Origin of the sequence: Streptomyces tagetis (assembly GCF_018069565.1) — a bacterium.
GTDB classification, from domain to species: domain Bacteria; phylum Actinomycetota; class Actinomycetes; order Streptomycetales; family Streptomycetaceae; genus Streptomyces; species Streptomyces tagetis.
In genome coordinates this window covers 567,880-590,839 of the sequence record NZ_JAGPNL010000001.1, presented here as the reverse complement: position 1 = coordinate 590,839, position 22,960 = coordinate 567,880, and the positions used below count along the sequence as shown (strand labels likewise).

The 22,960-nt window shown below is 76.1% G+C and carries 20 protein-coding genes; 12 read left to right on the top strand and 8 right to left on the bottom strand.

From position 1 onward, the window contains the following. Positions 1 to 335 precede the first annotated feature (335 nt). From J5Y05_RS02520 to J5Y05_RS02510, 3 genes are all read right to left on the bottom strand, one after another. Positions 336 to 1,274 (bottom strand): hydroxyquinol 1,2-dioxygenase, encoded by a 939-nt coding sequence (locus tag J5Y05_RS02520; protein WP_210868074.1) that lies wholly within the window; start codon positions 1,272 to 1,274, stop codon positions 336 to 338. Next, entirely contained in the window at positions 1,271 to 2,326 is a 1,056-nt protein-coding gene (locus tag J5Y05_RS02515; protein WP_210868073.1) for a maleylacetate reductase, read from the bottom strand. Before J5Y05_RS02515 ends, J5Y05_RS02520 begins: the two co-directional genes overlap by 4 nt. Before the next feature lie 97 nt (positions 2,327 to 2,423). Continuing rightward, on the bottom strand, positions 2,424 to 3,635 hold the full coding sequence (locus J5Y05_RS02510; protein WP_210868072.1) for an FAD-dependent monooxygenase: 1,212 nt from the start codon (positions 3,633 to 3,635) through the stop codon (positions 2,424 to 2,426). A gap of 256 nt (positions 3,636 to 3,891) precedes the next feature. Here J5Y05_RS02510 and J5Y05_RS02505 point away from each other — a divergent pair, with 256 nt between their 5' ends. From J5Y05_RS02505 to J5Y05_RS02495, 3 genes are all read left to right on the top strand, one after another. Further along, positions 3,892 to 4,671, top strand: a complete 780-nt coding sequence (locus tag J5Y05_RS02505; RefSeq protein WP_210868071.1) for an IclR family transcriptional regulator — start codon at positions 3,892 to 3,894, stop codon at positions 4,669 to 4,671. 830 nt (positions 4,672 to 5,501) lie between these two features. Then, positions 5,502 to 7,001 carry an aldehyde dehydrogenase gene (locus tag J5Y05_RS02500; protein ID WP_210868070.1) on the top strand — a complete coding sequence of 500 codons (1,500 nt, stop codon included), beginning with the start codon at positions 5,502 to 5,504 and terminating at the stop codon, positions 6,999 to 7,001. Between the two features lie 197 nt (positions 7,002 to 7,198). Then, complete coding sequence (locus J5Y05_RS02495; RefSeq protein ID WP_210868069.1) at positions 7,199 to 8,857, top strand: thiamine pyrophosphate-dependent enzyme; 1,659 nt, start codon at positions 7,199 to 7,201, stop codon at positions 8,855 to 8,857. Between the two features lie 53 nt (positions 8,858 to 8,910). Here J5Y05_RS02495 and J5Y05_RS02490 read toward each other — a convergent pair whose 3' ends face one another. The 3 genes from J5Y05_RS02490 to J5Y05_RS02480 form a co-directional block, all read right to left on the bottom strand. Continuing rightward, a complete protein-coding gene (locus J5Y05_RS02490) occupies positions 8,911 to 10,461 on the bottom strand; it encodes a carboxylesterase/lipase family protein (protein ID WP_210868068.1) in 1,551 nt (516 codons plus the stop codon). A 133-nt stretch (positions 10,462 to 10,594) separates the two neighbouring features. Further along, positions 10,595 to 11,242, bottom strand: coding sequence for a ThuA domain-containing protein (locus J5Y05_RS02485; RefSeq protein ID WP_210868067.1), 648 nt, complete (start codon positions 11,240 to 11,242; stop codon positions 10,595 to 10,597). Positions 11,243 to 11,252: 10 nt separating this feature from the next. Further along, a complete protein-coding gene (locus J5Y05_RS02480; protein ID WP_210868066.1) occupies positions 11,253 to 11,615 on the bottom strand; it encodes a hypothetical protein in 363 nt (120 codons plus the stop codon). Positions 11,616 to 11,771: 156 nt separating this feature from the next. On the opposite strand from J5Y05_RS02480, the gene J5Y05_RS02475 reads away from it, so the two are divergent. Continuing rightward, positions 11,772 to 12,176 carry a VOC family protein gene (locus tag J5Y05_RS02475; RefSeq protein WP_210868065.1) on the top strand — a complete coding sequence of 135 codons (405 nt, stop codon included), beginning with the start codon at positions 11,772 to 11,774 and terminating at the stop codon, positions 12,174 to 12,176. A gap of 192 nt (positions 12,177 to 12,368) precedes the next feature. Here the strand turns inward: J5Y05_RS02475 and J5Y05_RS02470 are convergent, their stop codons facing one another. Next, positions 12,369 to 13,088 (bottom strand): helix-turn-helix transcriptional regulator, encoded by a 720-nt coding sequence (locus J5Y05_RS02470; RefSeq protein ID WP_210868064.1) that lies wholly within the window; start codon positions 13,086 to 13,088, stop codon positions 12,369 to 12,371. Positions 13,089 to 13,130: 42 nt separating this feature from the next. Further along, positions 13,131 to 14,258, bottom strand: a complete 1,128-nt coding sequence (locus J5Y05_RS02465; protein WP_210868063.1) for a YihY/virulence factor BrkB family protein — start codon at positions 14,256 to 14,258, stop codon at positions 13,131 to 13,133. An 87-nt stretch (positions 14,259 to 14,345) separates the two neighbouring features. Here J5Y05_RS02465 and J5Y05_RS02460 point away from each other — a divergent pair, with 87 nt between their 5' ends. From J5Y05_RS02460 to J5Y05_RS02430, 8 genes are all read left to right on the top strand, one after another. Then, positions 14,346 to 16,109 carry an acyl-CoA dehydrogenase family protein gene (locus tag J5Y05_RS02460; protein WP_210868062.1) on the top strand — a complete coding sequence of 588 codons (1,764 nt, stop codon included), beginning with the start codon at positions 14,346 to 14,348 and terminating at the stop codon, positions 16,107 to 16,109. A gap of 297 nt (positions 16,110 to 16,406) precedes the next feature. Then, positions 16,407 to 17,696 (top strand): GAF domain-containing protein, encoded by a 1,290-nt coding sequence (locus tag J5Y05_RS02455; RefSeq protein WP_210868061.1) that lies wholly within the window; start codon positions 16,407 to 16,409, stop codon positions 17,694 to 17,696. Positions 17,697 to 18,009: 313 nt separating this feature from the next. Continuing rightward, positions 18,010 to 19,317: a hypothetical protein gene (locus J5Y05_RS02450; protein WP_210868060.1), complete on the top strand. Its 1,308-nt coding sequence runs from the start codon at positions 18,010 to 18,012 to the stop codon at positions 19,315 to 19,317. A gap of 113 nt (positions 19,318 to 19,430) precedes the next feature. Beyond that, on the top strand, positions 19,431 to 20,003 hold the full coding sequence (locus J5Y05_RS02445) for a GNAT family N-acetyltransferase (RefSeq protein WP_210868059.1): 573 nt from the start codon (positions 19,431 to 19,433) through the stop codon (positions 20,001 to 20,003). A 151-nt stretch (positions 20,004 to 20,154) separates the two neighbouring features. Further along, positions 20,155 to 20,238: a putative leader peptide gene (locus J5Y05_RS32555; protein ID WP_349817346.1), complete on the top strand. Its 84-nt coding sequence runs from the start codon at positions 20,155 to 20,157 to the stop codon at positions 20,236 to 20,238. A 137-nt stretch (positions 20,239 to 20,375) separates the two neighbouring features. Beyond that, positions 20,376 to 22,073 (top strand): nitrite/sulfite reductase, encoded by a 1,698-nt coding sequence (locus J5Y05_RS02440; RefSeq protein WP_210868058.1) that lies wholly within the window; start codon positions 20,376 to 20,378, stop codon positions 22,071 to 22,073. After that, positions 22,070 to 22,249, top strand: coding sequence for a hypothetical protein (locus J5Y05_RS02435; protein ID WP_210868057.1), 180 nt, complete (start codon positions 22,070 to 22,072; stop codon positions 22,247 to 22,249). The genes J5Y05_RS02440 and J5Y05_RS02435 overlap by 4 nt, the downstream gene beginning before the upstream one ends. After that, complete coding sequence (locus J5Y05_RS02430; RefSeq protein ID WP_210868056.1) at positions 22,246 to 22,956, top strand: phosphoadenylyl-sulfate reductase; 711 nt, start codon at positions 22,246 to 22,248, stop codon at positions 22,954 to 22,956. Before J5Y05_RS02435 ends, J5Y05_RS02430 begins: the two co-directional genes overlap by 4 nt. Positions 22,957 to 22,960 lie beyond the last annotated feature (4 nt).

Genomic DNA, 22,960 nt, shown 5'->3' with positions numbered 1-22,960 from the left:
AGGGGTTCCGTTCTCCTGGGGAGACTCCGTCCGCCGTGCCGGGTCCGGGGCCGTGGGGTGGCCGGCGGGCCGGGGCGGCGGGGCGGAGTCGGCCGAACCTGAGGCTGGTGGCACGCGCCATGGGCGTCGGCGCCGGCGGCCGGTGGGTGGGCCGGGCAGCGCGGCCGGGTGCCGGGCGGGGCGTCGTGGGGTGGGGGGAGGCCGGCCGGTGAGGCCCGGCGGGCCGCGGCCGTGGCCGCCGCTCGGGCGGCCACGGGTGCGGAGGGGGTGGCCCGGCCCGGGGGCGGCCGGGGGCCGGTCCGGGCGGGCGGGGCCCGTGGTCACGGGGCCGTCGGTCAGGTCCCGGCCGGGGCCAGGACGATGTCGAAGCGCACCCGCGACCAGGTGCCGTCGACGCGGCGGCCGTCGGGCCCGGCGGTGCCGGGGGCCTGCCGGACGAAGTCCTTGACGAGGGACTCCTTGACGCCGAAGACGCTGTCGCGGTCGAGGAGTTCGTCGCCGCGGACGAAGATGTGCGTCACCAGACGGCGGCATCCCTCGGCGCTCACCATGAAGTGCAGGTGCGAGGCGCGGTAGGGCGAGCGTCCGACGGCCGCGAGCATCCGGCCGACCGGCCCGTCGTGCGGGATCGGGTACGGCGTGGGCGTGATGCCCCAGAAGCGGTAGCGGCCCCGCTCGTCGGTGAAGAGGTGGGCGCGGGCCGCGGTGCGGCCGTCGTCGTACTGGACGTCGTAGAGGCCGTCCTCGTCGGCCTCCCAGACCTCGACGCGGGCGCCGGGCACGGGGGCGCCGGCCGCGTCGGTGACGGTGCCCTCGACCCAGCAGGGTTCGCCCGCCGCGCCGAAGGACATGTCGCCGCCGAGCGGGATCTCCGGTGAGCCCTCGACGAAGAAGGGGCCGAAGACGGTGGCCTCGGTGGCGTCTTTGTACGCCTCGTTGTTGATGGCGATGGTCTGCATGGAGGCGCCGAGGGTGTCGGAGAGCAGGATGAACTCCTGGCGCCGGTCGTCGGTGATGTGGCCGGCCTCGGTGAGGAAGGCGATCGCCCGGCTCCACTCCTCCTCGGTCGGGCGCACGTCCCGCAGGAAGGCGTGCAGGTGGCTGACGAGGGAGCGCATGAGCCGCTTCAGGCGCGGGTCGGCGCAGGTGTCGAAGGAGCGCAGGACGCGCTGGAGGAGTTCCTCCTCGCGGGCGGCCTGCTCGGCGCCGACCACGGGCGCGGGGGGTGTAGCCCCCGGGCCGGTGCCGGTCCCCTCGGCGCGGGCGTCGGTCATGACGGTTCGCTCCCTTCCCAGGCCGCGCGCAGCAGGCCGGTGACGGCGTCCTCGGTGACGGGTGCGGGGTTGCCCGCGGGGGCCGCCGCGAGGATCGGGGCGACGGCCCTGGCGATGCCGTCCTCGGGCATGCCGTACTCCTTGAGCGCCGTCGGGGCGTCCAGCCGCGCGCGCAGCGCGGCCAGCCCGGCCGAGGCGGTGTCGCTGCCGAACGCCTGCGCGATGCGCCGTTCGGCGTCGGGGGCGTGGGGCGCGTTGAAGGCGAGGACGTGGGGCAGGACGACGGCGTGGGTCTGGGCGTGCGGGAGGTCGAACATGCCGCCCAGCACGTGGCAGATCTTGTGGTGCAGCCCCGATCCGGCGCCGGCGAAGGAGACCGCGGCGAGGTACGAGCCGTACAGGGTCTGTTCGATGCCCTCCCGTCCGGCCGGGTCGCCGGCGACCACGGGCAGTCCGGCGGCGAGCGCCCGGACGCCCTCCTGGGCGAGGGCGCGGTCGATCGGGTCGGCGCGCGGTCCCCAGAAGGAGTCGACGCAGTGGGCCATCGCGTTGAGTCCGGAGGCCACGCTCAGCCCGCCCGGCAGGCTCGCCAGCAGGGTGGCGTCGTAGACGACGGAGCGGGGCAGTACGGCGTTGTCGACGCCGGTGGTCTTGGTCTCGCCCTCGGTCAGGCCCCACACGTTGGTCGCCTCGGAACCGGCGTAGGTCGTCGGGACGGCGACGACGGGCAGGCCGGTGGTGAGGGCGACGGCCTTGGCGAGGCCGGTGGTGGAGCCGCCGCCGACGCTGACCAGCACGTCGGCGCCGCAGGCGGCGGCGGCCTCGCGGGCCCGTGCGGCGACCTCGACCGGTACGTGCATCACCACCTCCTCGTGGCGCACGGCGACCGGGATCTCCCGGGCGATGGGGTCGGCGAGGGCGGCCTCCCGGTCGGAGGCGATCAGCATGGCCTTGCGGGCGCCGAGCGCCGCGACCTCGGCGGCCACCGCGGCGGCGGACTCGCCGGGGGCGAAGACCACCCGCTGGGGCAGCGTCTCGTGTGCGAACTTCATCGCGTCTTCCCGTCTCTCTCAGGTCTTCCGGCCGCGCCGGAACGTCGGGCCTCACGGGACTCCGGGGCCTGGGCGGCCCGCGGGTCCCACCGCACGATCACCGGGCGGCGGCCATCCGGTCCAGTTCCGCTTCCGGGTCGTACTCGTAGATCCACCCGTTGGCCAGGAGCGGGTCCTCCTGGGCGTAGGCCGTGTCGCGGGCGCGCTGTTCGGTGCCGTCCGGGAGGTGGTTGACGTGGGCGCGGCCGTGGCTGACGGTCTGCAGGCGGGTGGTGCGCGGGACGCGCAGTCCCTCGTAGCGGCGCAGCGCGGCGGCCGGGTCGTCGAGGCCGCGGGCGAGGCAGCCGGCGAGGACCGCGGCGTCCTCGATCGCCTGGGCGGCGCCCTGTGCGAAGAACGGGAACATGGGGTGCGCGGCGTCGCCGAGGAGGGTCACGCCCCCCTCGGACCAGTGGGTCAGCGGGTCGCGGTCGAGCAGGGCCCAGCGGCCGGGGGTGCCGGCGGCGCGGATGAGGCCGGTGAGCCGCGGGTCCCAGCCGGCGAACTCGGCGAGGAACTCCTCGACGGTGGCGGTCGCCGTCCAGGACTCGGTGGTGTACGCGCCGGCCGGGGCGAAGGCGACCAGGTTGACCAGGTCGCCGCCGGAGACCGGGTAGTGCACGAGGTGGTGGTCGGGGCCGATCCACAGGGTCTGGGCGGGGCGGCGGGCGAACTCGGGGGCGCTCGGGGCGGGGACGAGGGCGCGGAAGGCGCAGAGTCCGGAGTAGGTGGCGGGCGCGGCGCCGAAGAGGGTGTCGCGGACGACGGAGTGCACGCCGTCGGCGCCGATCACGACGTCGGCCCCGGCCGTGCTCCCGTCGGCGAAGCGCAGCGTGTACGCCTCCCCGGCGGTGTCCAGGCCGACGCACTCGTGGCCGAGCCGGACGCTCCCGGCGGGCACCCGGGACTGGAGGGCGGCGAGCAGGTCGGCGCGGTGCGCGGTGTAGGTCTGCTCCCCGTAGAGGCGTTCGCAGGAGTCCGCCAGGTTCTCCGAGGAGAGGACCGTCCCGTCCTGCCAGCGGCGGAACTCCCAGCCGGTGTCGAGGCGTACGGCCCGGTCGCGGAAGGCGTCGAGGACGCCGAGCCGGCGCAGTTGCCGGGCGGCGTTGGGGGCCACGACCAGCCCGGCGCCGACCTCGGCGAGGCGGGGGGCCTGCTCGTACACCGTGCTGTCCAGCCCTTCGCGGCGCAGGAACGCCGCCGTGGCGAGTCCACCGATGCCGCCGCCCAGGACGGCGATCCTCGGTGCGGCGGTCGTACGTGCTGTCATCCTCAGGCTCCTCGGTTCCACGGGCTCCGACACGACGGCCCGGTGCGGGGTGTTCGGGGGGGCCGGGCCGTCCGGGCTCGGCGCCGTTCATGTTGCACGGCTCACATCGGCGCGGGGCATGGTGGACCATTGAACGAACATTGGTCCCGGTTTCCCGTCGGATGGGCGAGCATCGGCCCCGGCGTCCCCCACCGCGTCACCGCGAAGCCGCCTGTACGAATCCCGGCGTTGCGTCGGCCGAGCGCGAGGAGGGCACGTGCCCCGTACCAACGAGCCGGGCCGGAGCGTCAGCTCCCGCCTCCTCGACCTGCTGTTCACCTTCCAGCCCGGCGAAAGCGAGCTGAGCCTCGCGGAACTGGCCCGCAAGACGGGGCTGCCGCACGCCACCGCGCGGCGGCTGGTGCTGGAGCTGACGAAGGCCGGGGCGCTGGAGCGGCGGCCCGACGGCCGGTTCGCGGTCGGGCTGCGGCTGTGGCGGCTGGGGACGCTGGCGCCGCTGACGGAGTCGCTGCGGACGATGGCCCAGCCCTTCATGGAGGACCTGTACGCGGCCCTGCACCAGCACGTGCAGCTCGCGGTGCTGGAGGGCGACGAGGCGGTGATCATCGAGCGGCTCTCGGGGCGCCGGGCGCTGGGTCTGGTCTCCCAGGTGGGCGGGCGGCTGCCGCTGCACTGCTCGGGCGTCGGCAAGGTGCTGCTCGGGCACGCCGGTCCGGAGCTGTCGGACCGGGTCCTCGGCGGCGAGCTGCGCCGCTACACGCCGCGGACGGTCACCGACGCGGACGCGCTCCGCCGCGAGCTGGCCGACTGCCGGCGCACAGGCAGCGCCCTGGTGCGCGGGGAGCTGACCCACGAGGCCGACTCGATCGCCACCCGGATCATGAACGGCGAGGGCCGGGTGGTGGCCTCGCTCTCGGTCGTCGTCCGGGCCGGCTCGGTGCAGCCGCAGTCCATCCTGCCGTCGGTGATCACCAGCGGGCTCGGCATCTCCCGCATGCTCGGCTGGCGGCCCGGCATCCGCGTCCGAGAGGGCTGACACCGGCGGCCCTGGCGTCCGGGAGGGCTGACACCGGCGGCCCTGCCGACCGGGAGGCCGGGGCCGGGAGGCCGGGGCCGGGAGGCCGGGGCCGGGAGGCCGGGGCCGGGAGGCCGGGGCCGGGAAGCCGGGGCCGGGAAGCCGGGGCCGGGAAGCCCGGAGGCCGGGGCCGGGAAGCCCGGAGGCCGGGGCCGGGAAGCCCGGAGGCCCGGAGGCCCGGAGGCCCGGAGGCCCGGAAGCCCGGAGGCCCGGAAGCCCGGAAGCCCGGAAGCCCGGAAGCCCGGAAGCCCGGAAGCCCGGAGGCCAGGAGGCCCGGAGGCCAGGACCGGGAAGCCCGGAGGCCCGGAGGCCGGAGGGCTGACGTCCGCCGCCCCGCCGCCCCGCCGCCCCAGCGGCCCGGAGGCCCGGTGGCCGGGGCCGGGAGGGCCGACGCCCGCCGCCCCGGCAGCCTGGTGACCTGGGACCGGGAGGGCCGACGTCTGCCGCCCGCCGCCCCAGCGGCCCGGCGGCTGGGACTGGAGGGCTGGCGCCCGCCGTCGGCGCGGGCTCGGTGGCGGGGTCCGGGAGGGCGGCCTCACCCGTCCCGGCGGGCCCGGTGGATGAGGCCGGGAGGGCTGGCCTCGCTAGCCCCGGCGGCCCCGGCGGCTGGGCCGGGAGAGGCGGTCTCCCCCATCCCGGCGGCCCCGGTGGCGCCCGCCTCGCCGGCCCGGCGCCGCCCCGGCGAGGTTCATCCAACGGACGACCTCGTTGTCCCGGGCCGTGTGACCTCGGATACTCCGCGGAATCCGGTGGTGAGCGCCGGAGGCACACCGAGCGTGAGGAGCAGGCCGATGCCAGCCAGCGAAGCCGTACCGGCCGAGGGGGCCGGGACCACCCGGGCGACGACATCCGACCTGTTCATCGCCGGCCGGTCCGTACCGGCCGAGGGCGGTCGCTACGTCGAGACCGCCGAGGCCGTCGGCGGCGCCCCCATCGCCCGGGTCGCCGCGGCGAGCCCGGCGGACGCCCGCCGCGCCGTCGACGCCGCCGCCGAGGCCGCGCCGGGGTGGGCGGCCGTGCCGCCCGCGCGACGCCGCGAGATCCTGCTGCGCGCCGCCGAGCTGTTCGGCGAACGGGCCGCGGAACTCTCCGCGGTGATGGGCCGTGAGATGGGCGCCACCGCGCCGTGGTGCCGCTTCAACGTCCACGTGGCGCGGGGCATGCTCACCGAGGCCGCCGCGCAGACCTACTCGGCCATCGGCGAGGTCATCCCGTCCGACGTGCCGGGCCTGACCGCCCTCGGCGTGCGCCAGCCGGCCGGGGTGGTGGTCGGCATCGCCCCGTGGAACGCGCCGCTGATCCTCGGCGTGCGCGCGGTGGCGATGCCCCTGGCCTACGGCAACACCGTCGTCCTGAAGTCCTCCGAGCAGACGCCGCTGACGCAGGCGGCCATCGTCGCCGTACTGCACGACGCGGGGATGCCGGACGGTGTGGTGAACCTGGTCAGCAACGCCCCCGAGGACGCCCCGGCCGTGGTGGAGGCGCTCGTCGCGCATCCGGCGACCGCGCGGGTGAACTTCACCGGGTCGACCCGGGTGGGCCGGGTCATCGGCGAGCTGGGCGGACGCCATCTGACGCGGGTGGTGCTGGAGTTGGGCGGCAAGGCGCCGCTGCTCGTGCTGGACGACGCCGATCTGGAGGAGGCAGCGGCGGCGGCCTCCTTCGGCGCCTTCATGAACCAGGGCGAGATCTGCATGTCCACCGAGCGGATCGTCGTCGAGCGGTCCGTCGCCGACGCGTTCGGCGCCCTGCTGGCGCGGCGGGCCACCGCCCTCGTCGTCGGACCGCCGGACGACGAGACGTCCCAGATCGGCCCGCTCGTGCACGCCGGTGCCCGTGACCACGTCATGGCGCTGATCGACGACGCGGTCCGGCGGGGTGCGCGGGTGCTGGCCGGCGGCACCGCCGACGGGCTCTACGTCCGGCCGACGGTGCTCGCCGGTGTCACGCCCGAGATGCGGATCTACCGGGAGGAGTCCTTCGGCCCGGTGGTCTCCGTCATCGACGTCGCCGACGCCGACGAGGCCGTGACGGTCGCCAACGACACCGAGTACGGGCTCTCCGCCGCGGTCTTCACCCGTGACGCGGCCCGGGGACTGGACGTGGCCCGGCGCATCCGTTCGGGCATCTGCCACGTCAACGGCGCCACCGTCCACGACGAACCGCAGATGCCGTTCGGCGGCGTCGGCGCCAGCGGCTGGGGACGCTTCGGCTCGCGCGCCGCGCTGGAGGAGTTCACGGAGCTGCGCTGGATCACGCTGCAAAGCGGTCCCCGCCACTACCCCATCTGAGGCCCCGCCACCCGCCCGTCCCGACCCGTACCACCCGCCCGTCGGGACCGCGACCGCGACCGCGACCGGGACCGGCCGCCCCGCCACCCGGCCGCCGGGCCCGGCCCCTCGCCCTCCCCTGCCCAGAACCGCCCGCGGGCCCCCGGGCCACGCCCGCCGACCGCCGGATTCCGACCGTACCGAGGAGAACCAGCCCCATGACCACCCAGGGCGCCGACCGCGCTGACGCCGACGTCCGCGCCGACCTGCCGGACGGGCACACCGTCCGGGACGCCGTCTTCCACCTCATGCGCCACTTCGGCATGACGACGATCTTCGCCAACCCCGGTTCGACGGAGATCCAGTTCCTGACCGGCCTCCCCGACGACCTCGGCTTCCGGCTCGCGCTGCACGAGGGCTCGGTGGTCGGCATGGCCACCGGCTGGGCCACCGCCACCGGCCGCCCCGCCTTCGTCAACCTGCACACCACCGCCGGACTGGCCAACGCCGCCGGCGCGCTGGCCACCGCGCGCACCAACCGGGCCCCGCTGGTCGTCGTGGTCGGCCAGCAGGACCGGCGCCACCTCGCCCACGATCCGTTCCTCGCCGGACGCCTCGACGGCCTGGTCGGCGAGTACCCGGTCTGGACCGGCCACCCGGCCAGGGCCCAGGACGTGCCGGCCGCCATCGCCCGCGCCCACCACGAGGCGCTCACCGCGCTCGGCCCCGCGATCGTCGTCGTCCCCATGGACGACTGGCTCCGGCCCGCCGAGACCCACCGGGGCGCCGCCCCGCTCGACCTGCGCCGGGGCCGCGCCGTGCCCGGTCCCGAGGCCGGGGAGCTGGCCGCCCTCGTCGACGGCGCCCGGCACCCCGCGATCGTGGTCGGCGCCGCCGCCGACGACGCGGAGAGCTGGGCCGCCGTGACCGAGCTGGCCGAACGCACCGGCGCCCCGGTCTGGCAGGAGCCCTTCGGCGCCCGCGCCGGTTTCCCGCAGGACCACCCGGCGTTCGCCGGGCACCTCCCGCCGGGCCGGTCCGGCGTGCGGGCCGCGCTGGAGGGCCACGACCTGCTCCTCGTACTGGGCGCCCCGGTGCTGCGCCAGTACCCGTGGGAGCCCGGCGACCTGGTGCCGGAGGGCACCCGCGTCGCGCAGGTCACCCCGTACGCCGACGAGACCCACCACTCGATCGCCGATCTCGCGCTGGTCGCGGACGTCGCGCTGACCTGCCGCGCGCTCACCGGACGGATCGCCGCGCGCCCGGCCCGCACCTCCCCCGCCCGCCCGCCGCGCGAGGCGCTGCCGCTGCCCGCGCCCGGCGAACCGCTGCGGCCCGGACACGTCTTCGACCTGCTCGCCGCCGGTCTGCCCGCCGACACGATCCTGGTCGAGGAGTCCCCCTCCAGCCGCCCCGAACTGCACCGCAGGGTGCCGGCCCGCGCCCCGCTCGGCTTCGTCAGCGCCGCCGCCGGCGGGCTCGGCTTCGGCCTCCCGGCGGCCGTCGGGCTCAAGCTCGGCGCCCCCGAGCGGCCCGTGGCCGCCGTCCTCGGCGACGGCTCCTCCCTCTACGGCATCCAGGGCCTGTGGAGCGCCGCCCACTACGGGGTGGGCGTGCTCTTCGTGGTCCTCTCCAACGGCGGCTACGCGATCATGGACCGGCTGGCCGAGCGGTCCGGGCAGGGCAAGCAGCCCTGGCCCGCCTTCGAGGAGGTGCGGATCTCCACGCTGGCCTCCGGTTTCGGCTGCCCCGCGCTGCGCGTCACCACGTATGGGGAGCTGAAGGACGCGCTCGACGAGGTGCTGCCCGACCTCGCCCGGCGCGGCACGCCGCTCGTGCTCGACGTGCGGGTCGCCGCGGACCCGGCCTACGCGTGACGGGCCCGGCGCCCGCGCGGTGACGCCCGCGCCGCGCGGGTGCGCCGCCCGGCTCAGTGCCGGCGCAGCGCACCGGCGCGGCGGAACCGGCGTACCACCGAACGGAGTTCGGCCGGCTCCGGCGGCTCGGGGGCGGAGCCGGGCCCGTTCCACAGGGCGATCTCGGCGTCCCTGAGGCCGTGGGCGGTGACCGGCCCCCCGGCGTCGAAGACGCGGGCCGGGTGGGAGGCGTCCCAGCGCGGCCAGCCGGGGTCGCCGTCGCTCACGAAGCGCACCCAGGCCCCGTGCATCGCCTCGGCGAGTGGGGCCGGGGCGCCTTCTCCGGCCAGCGCGCGGGCGGCCGGCACATCCCCGCTGTCGAAGACGAAGCCCAGTTCCAGGGCGTGGCAGGCCCCGAGGCCGGGCAGCCGGGAGGGCCAGGCGAACTCGTACATCCAGGACGCCTCGGCGCGGGCGTCGGCCAGGCGGTGCAGCGGGACGCGCAGCAGGTGGTCGGTGACGAGCTGTCCGACGGTCTCGGCGGTGCCGGCCTCGGGGCGCAGGGCGCGGTAGCCGCGCACCACCTCCGGTCCGCAGCGGCAGCGGGCGCGGGCCCCGGCCAGGGCGACCGGTCCGAGCCGGTCGACGCGCTCCAGCAGTCCGCCGGGGACCAGCCACAGCCGGTACTCGTCGCGGGTCCAGCCCATGAGCAGGTCGACGCCGGGGGCCGCGCCGCCGCCGGCCAGGGCCTCCAGCGGATCGCGGGGCACGAGGTCGTCGTCGACGACGATGCCGAAGGCGGGCCCGCCGAGCACCGGGCTGCCGAGCCGGCCGATCTCGGCCTGGACGCGCAGCAGCAGGCCGCGGTCGACCTCGGCGAAGGCCGCGGCGGTGGCGGGGACCTTGAGCCGGGCGGCCATGCGGCGCACCATCCGGCGCACCTTGTCCCGGTCGGACGCCTCGGGCGGCCCGCTCTGGAGGACGGCACGCCGGACCAGGCCCGCGGCCTGCGGCGCGGCGAGGAGGGCGCCGGCGCTGATGGCCCCGGCGGACTGGCCGGCCAGGGTGATCCGGCCGGGGTCGCCGCCGAAGCCGGCGATGGCGGAGCGCACCCACAGCAGGGCGGCGAGCTGGTCGCGCAGTCCCGGGTTGGCGGGGGCGTCGGGGAAGAGGCCGTAACCCTCGACGCCGAGGCGGTAGTTGACGGAGACCAGGACGACGCCGTCGCGGGCGAAGCCGTGCCCGTCGTAGACCGGGACGGCGGAGGAACCCCTGGTCAGCGCGCCGCCGTGGAGCCAGACGAGGACGGGAAGGCGGGCTCCGGGGCCTGGTTCGGGGGTCCAGACATTGAGGTTGAGGCAGTCGTCGCCGGGGATCTCCGGGTCGCGGAGGTAGGGGGCGAACGCCTCGGAGTACGGCGGTTTCGGCGCGGTCGGCCCGAAGCGGACCGCGTCACGGACGCCGTCCCAGGGCTCGGGCGGACGCGGGGGCAGGAAGCGGCGCGGGCCGAAGGGGGGCGCCGCGTAGGGGATGCCGCGGAAGACCGCGACGCCGTCCTCCCACCGGCCGCGTACCACCCCGTGGGGCGTCCTGGCCACCGGGGGCGGCCGGTCCGTTGCCGTCATCTGCCCACCAGCCCTTCGCCGCGCTCGCGCACCGACGACATCCACAGCATCACCGGCCCCACGGGTATTCCCCCGCGCGCCCGACGGCGACCGGGCGGGTGCGTTCCGTGACCGGGACGGCCGCCCGGCGCGCTCAGAGGAGCCGGGCCGCCCATCCGATGCCGCCGCGCAGGTGCTCCCGGAAGGCGGGGTCGGCGTAGGACTCGGCGGTGTGTCCGAGGGCGGTGTAGAAGACGCGGCCCCGGCCCTGCTCCCGGCACCAGACCAGCGGATGGTCCTCGCCCATGCCGCCGCCCTCGTACGAGGTCTCGTCGGCGCGGGCGAGCACGTGGACCGTGCCGCGCGGGTTGGTGCGGAAGTCGTACCACTCGTCGGTGAACTCCCACGCGGCCGGCAGGTGCCGGGTGGCCGGGTGTGCCCGGTCCTCGACGAGGACCCTGCCGGGCTGGAGGTCGGGGTGGCGGTCGAAGCGGGCGCCGAGCAGGGTGCCGTAGTACGGCCAGTCGTACTCGGTGCAGGCCGCGGCGTGCACGCCGGCGAAGCCGCCGCCGCCCTCGACGTAGGCGGCGAGCCGGGCGCGGCCGGCCGGGGTGAGGATCTCGCCGCTGGTGGAGAGGAAGACGACGGCGGCGTAGCCGTCGAGCGGCGCTTCGAGCGCGGCGGGGTCCTCGGTGGCGTCCACCGCGAAGCCGCCGAGGGTGCGCAGGGCCTCGATCCCGGCCGGGATGGAGTCGTGCCGGTAGGCGGTGGTGCGGGTGTGGACGAGCAGTCGCGGCGCCATGCTCATGACCTTAACGGCCTCGGTCCTCGCTCGGCGGGGGCGGGGAGCCGGGGTGGGCGGCGGCGTCCTTGGAGAGCTGGACGGCCGCGAGCAGGCTGAGGCCGGGGACCGCGTCGCGCAGCGCCTTGACGGCCCGGACGGAGTCGGCGGGGCCCTCGTGGCCGACGGCGGCGAGGCGTTCGTGGACCCAGCGGGCGCGCAGTTCGGCGTCGGAGGTCTCGGCGGCCCGCTCCACGAGGGTGGCGGCGCGCTCCAGACCGGGGCGCTCCTCGGGGCTCGCCTCGGCGAGGGCCTGCCGGAGCGCGCGGGCGACGACGTCGGCGTCCCGCAGGACGAGGACGGCGATTTCCGGTGGCTTGCGAAGTCCCAGCATCCCCCCATGGTCGAGGTCAACCCCCGTGCGGCGCAAGGGACTTGAGCAGCATCTGAGCCGGGGGGCGTGCCTCGTCCGACAGGTGTCCGGGGCGGGGACGGCGAGGTGTCCGTTTCCTTCAAGACCCCTGCCGCGCGGCGCCCTACCGTGGCCTGCATGACCGTACGCTTCGACGCCGTCGGCCTCGTCGTCTCCGACATGGCCGCTTCCGTGACCTTCTACCGCCGCCTCGGCTTCGCCTTCCCCGAGGGCGCCGAGGAAGGGCCGCACGCCGAGGCCGCCCTGCCCGGCGGCACCCGGCTGCTGCTCGACACCGAGGAGAGCGTCCGCTCCTTCCACCCCGCCTGGCGGCCCCCGTCCGGCGCCGGACGGGCCTCGCTCGCCCTGCTGTGCGAGACGCCCGGCGAGGTGGACGCCGTGTACGAGGAGCTGACCGGCGCGGGGTACCCGGGCGCGCTGAAGCCGTGGGACGCCTTCTGGGGCCAGCGCTACGCCATCCTGCACGACCCGGACGGCAACGGGATCGACCTGTTCGCCCCGCTGCCGGCGGGCACGGAATAGCCCGCGCGGCCACCAGCCACGCCCGCCACCGGCCGGGGCGAAGCGGCCCGCACGGCGGCAGCCACCGGCCAGGACCGGGCAGCCCACGCGGCGGCACCCCCCTCCGGCCATCGGCAGGACCAGGCAGGCCGTGCGGCGGCACCCCCGGCCACCGGCAGGACCAGGCAGCCCGCGCGGCACCGGCCCCGTCGGTTACCCCCGTGGTCCGCCGCCGGTCGTCCCGTGGACGGCCGGGCCGAGCAGTTCGCGGGGTGGCAGTCCCGTCAACCGGCGTATGTCCCGGGTGAGATGCGCCTGGTCGGCGAAGCCGGCCAGGGCGGCCGTCTCGGCGAGGGGTGTGCCGCCCCTCGCCAGGGCCAGCGCGCGCTGGAGCCGCAGGACACGGGCGAGGGTCTTGGGCCCGTAGCCGAAGGCGGCGAGGGAACGGCGGTGCAGGCGGCGGGCCCCGACGCCGAGCCCGTCGGCGGTGGCGGCGACCGAGCGGCCCGCCTGGAGGGCGGCGACGATCCGGGCGGCCAGGGGGTCGGCCGGGCCGCTGTCCGCCGCCAGCGCGAGGGCGGCTTCCTCCACTCCCCGCGCCGGACCGGCCGCCGCCGCCACCCGCGCCGTCAGCGACCGGGCCCGGCGGGCCGGCCACAGGTCGGCGAGGTCGACCCGCCGGTCGCGCAGCTCGTGCGCGGGGACGCCGAGGAGGGTGGGCGCGGTCCCGGGGAAGAAGCGGACACCGGCCCAGCGGCCGGGGACGCCGTCGACGGCGTACGCGCGGGTGTCGGGGCCCGCGACGAGCAGCCGGCCCTCGTGCCAGAGCAGGTCCATGCAGCCGTCGGGGAGCACCGGCCGCGCCGGGGAGCCGGACGGGGCGTTCGTCCAGACCACCGCGCCGGCCAGCCGGGAGGGCCGTTCCGCGTACACGTCCGCCAGGCTACGCGCCCGGCCGCGCCCCGCGCCCGGCCGTCAGGAGTCCTCGGGTTTGTCGCGTCCGGGGGGCTTGGTGTGGCCGCCGCGCAGCCGGGCGGTGACGTCGTCCGGCGGCAGGAACCGGGACCAGCGCTCGGGGAACTCGGCCGGCATGTCGGGATCGGCCTCCCCGTTGGCGGCGGCACGGGCCACGTACTCGGCGACCTGCGCCTGGCGCATCCGCTCGTTGGTCTCGCGGGCCGCGGCGGTGGCGGCGGCCGGCCAGACCCGGTCGATGGCCGCGTTGACCGCGGCGCCGACCAGCACGGCGAACGCGGACACACCGATCCACAGCAGCACGGCGACGGGTGCGGCGAGCGAACCGTAGATGGTGGGGCCCTCGACGGTGCTGGTGAGGTAGATGCGCAGCAGGAAGCTGCCGAGCACCCACATGGCGAGAGCGACCAGCGCGCCCGGCACGTCCTCGATCCACGGGGAGCGCACCGGCACGGAGACGTGGTACAGCGTCGTCAGGAAGACGACCGACAGGACGATGACGACCGGCCAGTACAGCACTTGGACGACCGTCGTCGACCAGGGCACGATCCGCACCACCGTGTCCGGTCCGGCCACCATCAGCGGCAGCGCGACCGAGCCGATGAGCAGCGCCACGATGAAGAGGAGGAAGGCGAGGAGGCGGGTCTTGACGATGCCGCGCACCCCGTCGAGTCCGTACATCACGGTGATGGTGTCGACGAAGACGTTCACGGCCCGGGAACCGGACCACACGGCGAAGAGGAAGCCGAGGGAGATGACATCGGGCCGGCCCCCTTTCGTCACGTCGTTCAGGATCGGTTCGGTGATCTGCCGTACGCCCCGCTCGGAGAGGACCGTGCGGGAGGCGTCCAGGATGTTGGCGCGCAGGGACGCCGTGGTGTCGGCGTGGGTCCAGGCGTCGACGTAGCCGAGCAGGCCGAGGACGCTGAGCAGCAGGGGCGGCACCGACAGCAGCGTGAAGAACGCCGCCTCGGCGGCCAGGCCGAGGATGCGGTACTCCATGCAGGAGTTGACGGTGTCCTTGAGCAGCAGCCAGGCGGTCCTGCGTTTGGAGACGTTCCGGTACAGGGCGCGGGCGCGACGGAGCCGGCCGGTGGGCTGTTGAGGGGATTCGCTTGCTGGCTGCACGATCCAAAGGTATCCGCCGCGCCCCGCCGCGCTCATCCGTGGACGGCCCTGCGGACCCTCCGGCTCCGGGGAGGTAGGTTCGCGGTCATGGCAGGCAGCACCCACACCGTGACCAACCAGGCCCCGCCGCTGGTGGACTACGACGTCTTCACCGCCGACCGGGCCCTCGCGGAGGCCGTCCGGCGGCATCTCGCCCCCACGGTCCGCGAGGAGGCGCTGGCGGAGCTGTCGGAACTGGGCCGGGCCTGCGGTTCGGCCCAGGTACGGGAGTGGGGCGAGCAGGCCGACCGGAACCCGCCGGTCCTGCGCACCCACGACCCCCGGGGCCGGCGGGTCGACGAGGTGGAATCCCACCCCGCCTGGCACCGGCTGCTGGGCAAGGGCGTGGGCGCCGGGCTGACCTCGGCGTGGACGCGGCCGGGCGGGCACGTGCGGCGCGCGGCCGGGCTCCTGGTGTGGGCGCAGGCCGACGCGGGCGTCGCCCTGCCCCTGTCCTCGACGCACGCGGCGGTGCCCGCGCTGCGCGCCGAACCGGGGCCGGCCGCCGAGTGGGAGCCGCTGCTGACCTCCCCCGTCTACGACCCGGACCCGCGTCCCCCGCGGCACAAGGCCGGCGCCCTGTGCGGGGTGGCCCTCACCGAGAAGCAGGGCGGCGGCCCGGCGGCGGTCACCACGTCGGCCCGGCCCTCGGCCGCGGACGGCACGTACGAACTGACCGGGCACACCTGGTTCTGCTCGGCGCCCATGGCCGACGGCTTCCTCGTCCTGGCCCGCACCCCCGGGGACGCCGGGGCCTTCGGCGACACCGGGACCTTCGGAGACGTCGGGCACTTCGGCGACACCGGGGCCTTCCGAGACGCCGGGCACTTCGGCGACACCGAGCCCTTCCGAGACGCCGGGGACGAGGCCGGCGCCGGGCCGACCTGCTTCCTGGTGCCGCGCGTCCTGCCGGACGGCACCCGCAACCCCTTCCGCCTCCAGCGCCTCAAGGACACCCTCGGCCACCGCTCCGCCGCCTGCGCCGAGGTCGAGTTCACCGGGGCCCGGGCCCTGCGGATCGGCCCCGAGGGCCACGGCGCGCGCACCCTCGCGCAGACCCGCGCGGCGACGCGGCTGGACGGCGTGGTGGGCTCGGCCGCCCTGATGCGCCGGGCCGTCGCCGAGGCCGTCCACCACTGCGCCCACCGGGAGGTGACCGGCGGGAAGCTGGCCGACCGGGCGCTGATGCGCGCCGTCCTCGCCGACCTCGCCGTCGAGTCGGAGGCGGCCACCGTGCTCGCCCTGCGCCTCGCGGCGGCCTGGGACGACGGCGGGGAGGGCGAGCGGGCCCTGCTGCGGATCGCGCTGCCGGCCGCCGCGTTCCGGGTGACCGGGCGCTGCGCTCCCGTGGTGGTGGAGGCGGCCGAGTGCCTGGGCGGCAACGGGTACGTGGAGGAGTCGGGGCTGCCCAGGCTGGTGCGCGCGGCGCCGCTCGGTTCCCTGTGGGCGGGCCCCGGCAACGTCCTGGCCCTGGACGCGGTGCGGGTCCTCGGGCGTGAGCCGCTGGCGCTGGACGCGTACCTGACCGAGGTGGGCCGGGCGCGCGGCGCCGACCGGCGGCTGGACCGGGCGATCCGGGGGCTGCTGACCGAACTCGCCGATCTGGAGGCCGCCGAGGGCCGGGCGAGGCGGGTGGCCGAACGACTGGCGGTGGTGCTCCAGGGCGCGCTGCTGGTCCGGCACGGGCCGCCCGAGGTGGCCGACGTGTTCTGCGCCTCGCGGCTGGGCGGTGACGGGGGCGCGGCCTTCGGCACGCTGGCGCCGACGCCGGACCTGGCGGCGGTGGTGGGACGGGCCCGGCCCGTGTCCTGATCCGGAACTGCGGTACGGGGGTGGTGCTGCGCCGACACGGCACCACCCCCGCGCCCCGGGCCTGGTCGGGCCCGTGTGCGCCGTTCAGGACGGCGCCGCTCAAGTTTCGGACACCGCACCGCCGTCCACCAGGGTTGCAAGGGGTTGCAATCCGCTGCCGCCCGGACGCGGAGTGTGTCCGCCCCGCAGGGGCAACCGGCCACCATCAGACGAACCCCCCGGGACGGGCACGGTCCCGCGGCCGGCCGGCCGCGCGGACGCCCGCGCCCGCCCGCTTCACCAGGAGGACGAGGACCCGTGGCGCTGTCGCCGATGGACGTGACGCAGTTCGCCGCAGCCGACGCGCAGCGCGCCGCGCGGATGCTCAGCGAGGTCCGCTCGGCCAGACTCGCCGGCCGGCCCGCCCCGATGGCGCCGCGGCCGGTGATCGAGCAGTCCTGGGAGCGGATGCTGCGCGGCGGGGTCGACCCGGACCGCGACGTCCGCTCGGGGCTGCTCTCGCGGGAGGAGGTGGAGCGCCGCCGGTCGGCCTCGCCGCTGCGGCACGTGCTGCCGGTGCTGCGCGAGGGGCTGTTGTCGGTCGCGGACGTCGCCCACCACATCATGGTGGTCGCCGACGCGGACGGCCGGGTGCTGTGGCGGGAGGGCAGCCCGCCGGTGCTGCGCAAGGCCGACGGGCTCGGCTTCGAACTGGGCGCGGACTGGCGGGAGGAGACGGTCGGCACCAACGGGGTGGGCACCCCCGCGGTCACCCGGCGGCCGGTCCAGGTCTTCGCCGCCGAGCACTTCGTGCGGTCGCACACCGCCTGGACCTGCGCCGGGGCGCCGATCAGCGATCCGCGCAACGGCGCGCTGCTCGGCGTGGTCGACGTGAGCGGGCCGCTGGAGACGATGCACCCGGCGACGCTCGCCTGGGTCACCTCGGTGGCGGGGCTCGCCGAGGCCCGCCTGCGGGAGCTGCACCTGCGGTCCCTGGAACGGCTGCGGGCGGTGGCGGCGCCGGTGCTGGCCCGCATCGGCGGCCGGGCGCTGGTGGCCGACCGGGACGGGTGGACGGCCGCGGTGACGGGGATGCCCTTCACGGAGCGGGTGCTGCTGCCCAAGTACGCGGGTTCGGGGCCTCGGTGGCTGCCGGCGCTCGGGGCGTGCGTGGTGGAGCCGCTGGACGAGGGGTGGCTCGTCCGCGCGGTCGAGGAGCCGGTCGGGCCGGCGGTCACCCGGATCGTGCTGGACCTCGCGCAGCCGCGCCGCTGGTCGGTCCGGGTGCTGGGCGGCGCGGGCACCTGGGAGCGGGAACTGAGCCCACGCCACGCGGAGTTGCTGTACCTGCTCGCGGTCCACCGGGGTGGGCGCAGCGCGGCGGAGCTGGCGGAGGACCTGTTCGGCGATCCGGCCCGGACGGTGACGGCACGGGCCGAGATGTCGCGGGTGCGGCGCTATCTCGGGGCGTACCTCCTCCACCGGCCGTATCGTTTCTGCGATGAGGCGGAGGTCGAGACGCTCCTGCCGGCCGATCCGCGCGGCCTCCTCCCCCACTCCACCGCGCCGGCCATATCCCGCCTGCGCGGGGCCCCGGCACCGCCGTGAGCGGCGCCCCCCACGGGACCACCGCGACGCCGTCGTGACGCTCCGTGACCGGACGGACCACCGGGGCCACGCCCGTGGACACCGGCCGCGAAACCGTGACCGGGCGGGGTGGAGGAGCCGTATCCGCAGGTCGCGGGGGCTCTGCCCGCCCGCGCCCCCGGGAGCGCCCAGAGCCGTTCGGAGGTAATTGAGGCGTCCGGGTCCCCGGGCGGGTGTCACTGCCGTAGCATCCTCACCGGACCGCCTCGGCCGCTCCTCGGCCAACGCGGGGAAGGCCGAGCGCAGTTGGTCCGTCGCCTGTGGAGGTTCTTCGATGAGGCAGCGGGGCAGACACCGCAGACGCAGACGGGGCAGGGCGCTGCGTGCCGCCCTGACCGGCGCGGCCCTGGGGCTGACCGCGGCGGCCACGCTGATCAGCGTCTCGCAGGCGAGCGTCGCCGAGGACCCGGGCGCCCTCAGACCCCTCGCCGTGTCCGCCCGCAGCGACGAACTCCGGCTGACGGAGCACCGGGTGCCCCAGCCCTGGCTGGACCGGCTCTCCTCGGCGATGGGCGAGCCGGTGGGCGTCGGCACGGTCCTCGACACCGCCGACCGGCCGCTGCGCGAGGCGGCCGACTGCACCGACGACGAGCGCCAGGCGCTGCCGGTCGCCCCCGCCGCCACCCGCGCGTACTGCTGGGACGAGGGCGAGACGCGGGGGTGGCAGGCCGGCGCGGTCACCACCTCCGGGGACGCCGACGACGACGGCCGCTGGGGCTCGCGCCGGGTCATCCTCTCCGCCTGGAGCCGCGAGGACGACACGCCGGGCGCCGGGCTCGCCCGGGTCTCCTTCGTCGACGCCGACGACCCGGAGCACCTGAGCTACACCTCCGCGCTGCTCACCGTCCCCGTCGACGGCGGCGACGACTACCGCGGTCTCGACTCCCCCGTCACCGGCATGGTCTGGTACCAGGACAAGCTGCTGGTCACCACCGGCGCCGGGGACCGCAACGCGCTCTACGTGTACGACGTGGACCGCGTCCAGCGCGCCACCACCGACACCGACGCCGTCGGCCGGGTGCCCGGCGGCTGGGCGGCCCACGGCTGCCGGTACGTGCTGCCGGCCGTCGCCGCCTACCGGCTCCCGGAGGTACCCGGCGCCGCCCGGCCCGAGGTGCTCTCGCTGGACCGGGGCACCTTCCCCAGCAGCCTGGTCGCCGGGGAGTGGGTCACCGCCGACGAGGGCCGCCCCACCCGCCTGTGGCGCTACGCCCTCAGCACCGAACCGGACCGCTCCGGACTGCCCGCCGCCGACCGCGCCGGGCACGTGGACGCGCGGGAGGCGTACGAGACCGAGGCGGTGGAGGTCGGCGGCGTGCTGTCGTACCGGCCGACCGGCGCCGACCGCTCGCGCTGGTACCTGGGCCGCGCCGCGACCGGCACGGAGGGGCGCGGCACCCTGTGGCGCCAGGACGCGAAGGGCTCCCGTGCCACCACCTGCGGGGCCGACCGCTCGCACCAGTGCTGGAGCGCGCTGCCGGGCTCCCTGTCCTACTGGGCCGAGACCGGCGAGGTCTGGTCCCAGACGGGCCGGGTGCTCTTCGCCCTGCCGCTGGCCGCGGTGGAGAAGGCCCTCGACTGACCGGGCCCGCGGCGGACGGGGCCGGGGCCGGACGGGGCCGGGGCCGGGGCCAGACGGGCGCGGGGCCGGGGGCGGATCGACAGATCTCCCCGCCGGATGGTTTTCTGACCGGCATGAGCCACATCGCCGTGACCACTTGGTCCCTGGAGCAGACCGCGCCGACCGACCTGCTGCCCGCCGCCGCCCCGGAGGGCGACGTCCGCGTCGTCCGCTCCGAGGTGCCCTCCCCCGAGTTCAGCCGCTTCCTGTACGCCTCCGTCGGCGCCGACATCCGCTGGACCGACCGGCTGGGCTGGAGCTACGCGCGCTGGCGGGAGCACCTGGAGCGGCCCGGCGTGGAGACCTGGGTCGCCTACGACCGGGGGACGCCGGCCGGGTACGTCGAGCTGGCGGCCGGGGACGACGGGGTCGTGGAGATCGAGTACTTCGGCCTGATCCCGGCCTTCCGGGGCCGGCGCATCGGCGGCCACCTGCTGGCGTACGGCACCGCCCGCGCCTGGGACCTGGGCGAGCGCCGGCCGGAGCTGCCCCCGACCAAGCGGGTGTGGCTGCACACGTGCAGCAAGGACGGCGAGCACGCCATGGCCAACTACCAGCGGCGCGGCTTCCGGCTCTTCGACACGAAGGTCGAGGAGGAGCCCGAGGTGGCCACTCCCGGTCCCTGGCCCGGCGCCTTCGCCGCCTGATCCGCACCTCCCCGGGGCCGTGGGAGACGGTCCCCGGGAAGGCTCCCCCGCCCTGTGAGCCACGACACCCATGTCTCACCGTACGAGACATGAGTGTCCGCATCATGGATGAAGCTGGACTGTGTCCAGAGTGCCATGCCACGCTTCCGCCATGTCTGGAACTGGAATTGCCTTGGTGAGTCGACGCCACGTCGACCTCGGCCGCATGTCCAGCGCCATCTGTCCGGTCCGCTGAGAGCACTCTCCAGCACTCCCGGTTTCCCCGCTTCTCGCCTCGTTCCCGCGCACCGACGCGCACGCCCCCGCACCGCCATGTGTGCCCGCGCGCGCTGGTCAGAGCCGTTTTCGCCTGCCTTGAAGGACGTGTCCTCCATGACCGCCACGCCGCCGCAACCCGCTGCCCCGACTCCGCGCCGCAAGGTGAGCCGTCACCGCGGTGAGGGTCAGTGGGCCGCCGGTCACTTCACTCCGCTCAACGGCAACGAGCAGTTCAAGAAGGATGACGACGGTCTCAACGTACGGACACGTATTGAGACGATCTACTCCCAGCAGGGTTTCGACTCCATCGACCCCAACGACCTGCGCGGACGGATGCGCTGGTGGGGTCTGTACACCCAGCGCAAGCAGGGCATCGACGGCGGAAAGACGGCCATCCTCGCCCCGGAGGAGCTGGACGACCGCTACTTCATGCTCCGCGTCCGCGTCGACGGCGGCGCGCTGACCACCCGTCAGCTCCGGGTCGTCGGCGAGATCTCGCAGGAGTTCGCGCGCGGCACCGCCGACATCACCGACCGGCAGAACGTGCAGTACCACTGGATCCGGATCGAGGACGTGCCCGAGATCTGGAACCGCCTGGAGGGCGTCGGCCTCTCCACCGTCACCGCCTGCGGCGACACCCCCCGCGTGATGATCGGCTCCCCGGTCGCGGGCATCGCCGAGGACGAGATCATCGACGCCACGCCCGCGCTGGAGGAGATGAAGCGCCGCGTCCTCGGCAACCCGGCGTACTCCAACCTGCCGCGCAAGTTCAAGACCGCCATCTCCGGCTCCCCGGTGCTCGACGTGGTCCACGAGATCAACGACGTGGCCTTCGTCGGCGTCCACCACCCCGAGCACGGGCCGGGCTTCGACCTTTGGGTCGGCGGCGGTCTGTCCACCAACCCCAAGCTGGGCGTCCGCCTCGGCGCCTGGGTGCCGCTGGACGACGTGCCCGACGTCTACGAGGGCGTCCTGTCGATCTTCCGCGACCACGGCTACCGGCGGCTGCGCAACCGCGCCCGGCTCAAGTTCCTGGTCGCCGACTGGGGCGCGGAGAAGTTCCGCCGCGTCCTGGAGGAGGAGTACCTCGGCCGCGCGCTGGCCGACGGGCCCGCGCCCGCCGAGCCCGCCGCCCGCTGGCGCGACCACATCGGCGTGCACCGGCAGCGGGACGGCCGCTTCTACGTCGGCTTCGCCCCGCGCGTCGGCCGGGTCGACGGCGCCACCCTGACCAAGCTCGCCGACCTCGCCGAGGCGCACGGCTCGGGCCGGGTCCGGACCACCGTCGAACAGAAGATGATCATCCTGGACGTCGAGGAGGCCCAGGTCGACTCCCTGGTGGAGTCCCTGGAGGCGCTCGACCTCACCGCCCGGCCGTCCTCCTTCCGGCGCGGCACCATGGCCTGCACCGGCATCGAGTTCTGCAAGCTTGCCATCGTCGAGACCAAGGCGCGCGGCTCCTCGCTCATCGACGAACTGGAGCGCCGCATCCCGGACTTCGACGAGCCGATCACCATCAACCTCAACGGCTGCCCCAACGCCTGCGCCCGCATCCAGGTCGCCGACATCGGCCTGAAGGGACAGCTCGTCCTCGACGACGACGGCAAGCAGGTCGAGGGCTACCAGGTGCACCTGGGCGGCGCCCTCGGCCTGGACCCGGGCTTCGGCCGCAAGGTGCGCGGACTCAAGGTGACCGCCGCCGGACTGCCCGACTACATCGAGCGCGTCCTCAAGCGCTACCAGGCCGAACGCGAGGACGGCGAACGCTTCGCCACCTGGGCGGCCCGCGCCTCCGAAGAGGCCCTGTCGTGAGCGAGCGCGCCGCCCCCTTCCACTGCCCGTACTGCGGCGACGAGGACCTGCGCCCGAACGAACAGGGCCACGGTGCCTGGGAGTGCGCCGCCTGCAACCGCGCCTTCCAGCTCCGGTTCCTGGGCCTGCTCGCCCGGGGCGCGGCCCCCGACTCCCTGGGAGGCGAACCGATATGACCGCCCTACGGGACGAGGCGCCGGCCGAGGAGCTGGCAGCCCTCGCCGCACGCGCCGGCCGTGACCTGGAGGACGCCCCCGCCCTGGAGATCCTGCGCTGGGCCGCCGAGACCTTCGGCCGCGGCTTCTGCGTGACCTCCTCGATGGAGGACGCGGTCGTCGCCCATCTGGCCTCGCGGGTGCTGCCCGGCGTCGACGTGGTCTTCCTCGACACCGGCTACCACTTCCCCGAGACCATCGGCACCCGGGACGCGGTGGAGGCCGTGATGGACGTCAACGTCCTCACCCTCACGCCGGCGCGGACCGTCGCCGAGCAGGACGCCGAGCACGGCCCCCGGCTCTACGAGCGCGACCCCGACCTGTGCTGCGCGCTGCGCAAGGTGCGCCCGCTGGAGGACGGACTCGCCGGCTACCGCGCCTGGGCCACCGGACTGCGCCGCGACGAGTCCGCCACCCGGGCGGGCACGCCCGTCGTCGGCTGGGACGCGCGCCGGCGCAAGGTGAAGGTCTCCCCCATCGCCCGGTGGTCACAGGAGGACGTGGCCGCCTACGTCGCCGAGCACGGGGTCCTCACCAACCCGCTGCTGATGGACGGCTACGCCTCCGTCGGCTGCGCGCCCTGCACCCGGCGCGTGCGGGAGGGCGAGGACGCCCGCGCGGGCCGCTGGGCGGGCCGCTCCAAGACCGAGTGCGGACTGCACGGCTGACCAT

Excerpts from the sequence above, each read along its gene's own strand:
- J5Y05_RS02520 (WP_210868074.1), bottom strand. The coding sequence starts at position 1,274 with ATGACCGACGCCCGCGCCGAGGGGACCGGCACCGGCCCGGGGGCTACA.
- J5Y05_RS02515 (WP_210868073.1), bottom strand. The coding sequence starts at position 2,326 with ATGAAGTTCGCACACGAGACGCTGCCCCAGCGGGTGGTCTTCGCCCCC.
- J5Y05_RS02510 (WP_210868072.1), bottom strand. The coding sequence starts at position 3,635 with ATGACAGCACGTACGACCGCCGCACCGAGGATCGCCGTCCTGGGCGGC.
- J5Y05_RS02500 (WP_210868070.1), top strand. The coding sequence starts at position 5,502 with ATGCCAGCCAGCGAAGCCGTACCGGCCGAGGGGGCCGGGACCACCCGG.
- J5Y05_RS02495 (WP_210868069.1), top strand. The coding sequence starts at position 7,199 with ATGACCACCCAGGGCGCCGACCGCGCTGACGCCGACGTCCGCGCCGAC.
- J5Y05_RS02490 (WP_210868068.1), bottom strand. The coding sequence starts at position 10,461 with ATGACGGCAACGGACCGGCCGCCCCCGGTGGCCAGGACGCCCCACGGG.
- J5Y05_RS02485 (WP_210868067.1), bottom strand. The coding sequence starts at position 11,242 with ATGGCGCCGCGACTGCTCGTCCACACCCGCACCACCGCCTACCGGCAC.
- J5Y05_RS02480 (WP_210868066.1), bottom strand. The coding sequence starts at position 11,615 with ATGCTGGGACTTCGCAAGCCACCGGAAATCGCCGTCCTCGTCCTGCGG.
- J5Y05_RS02475 (WP_210868065.1), top strand. The coding sequence starts at position 11,772 with ATGACCGTACGCTTCGACGCCGTCGGCCTCGTCGTCTCCGACATGGCC.
- J5Y05_RS02460 (WP_210868062.1), top strand. The coding sequence starts at position 14,346 with ATGGCAGGCAGCACCCACACCGTGACCAACCAGGCCCCGCCGCTGGTG.
- J5Y05_RS02450 (WP_210868060.1), top strand. The coding sequence starts at position 18,010 with ATGAGGCAGCGGGGCAGACACCGCAGACGCAGACGGGGCAGGGCGCTG.
- J5Y05_RS02445 (WP_210868059.1), top strand. The coding sequence starts at position 19,431 with ATGAGCCACATCGCCGTGACCACTTGGTCCCTGGAGCAGACCGCGCCG.
- J5Y05_RS32555 (WP_349817346.1), top strand. The coding sequence starts at position 20,155 with ATGTCTGGAACTGGAATTGCCTTGGTGAGTCGACGCCACGTCGACCTC.
- J5Y05_RS02440 (WP_210868058.1), top strand. The coding sequence starts at position 20,376 with ATGACCGCCACGCCGCCGCAACCCGCTGCCCCGACTCCGCGCCGCAAG.
- J5Y05_RS02430 (WP_210868056.1), top strand. The coding sequence starts at position 22,246 with ATGACCGCCCTACGGGACGAGGCGCCGGCCGAGGAGCTGGCAGCCCTC.